The following is a 279-nucleotide window of genomic DNA, read 5'->3' as shown; positions in this document are numbered from 1 at the left end:
CTGGGGCGTAGCGACGAACACGATCCTCTGCGTGAAAATTCTCTGCGCAATCAGGGATGAATCGTTCAATGGCCCTACTCGGATGGCGACATCGAAGTGCTCTCCAATAAGATCGACCAACCGATTGCCAAGGTCGATTGAGACCTCGAGCTGCGGGAACCGTCTCACGAACTCGGGAACCGCTGGTGCCAGGCACTCATTGCCAAAGGCCGTTACGCAGGAGACGTGGAGCTGGCCGCGAGGGGTTTCGTGGCGTTCGCGTACCGCGCTCCGCATCAG

Annotated in this window: 1 protein-coding gene; it reads right to left on the bottom strand. The window is 59.1% G+C overall.

Features of this window, described 5'->3' with window-relative positions; genetic code table 11:
* On the bottom strand, positions 1-279 hold a 279-nt coding region (locus EN874_RS33390; protein ID WP_245516262.1), incomplete at both ends, for a LysR substrate-binding domain-containing protein.

The organism is Mesorhizobium sp. M1D.F.Ca.ET.231.01.1.1 (assembly GCF_003999155.2).
Classification (GTDB): Bacteria; Pseudomonadota; Alphaproteobacteria; order Rhizobiales; family Rhizobiaceae; genus Mesorhizobium.
The sequence above is the reverse complement of the archived record's forward strand: the minus strand, read 5'-3'. Positions and strand labels throughout refer to the sequence as shown.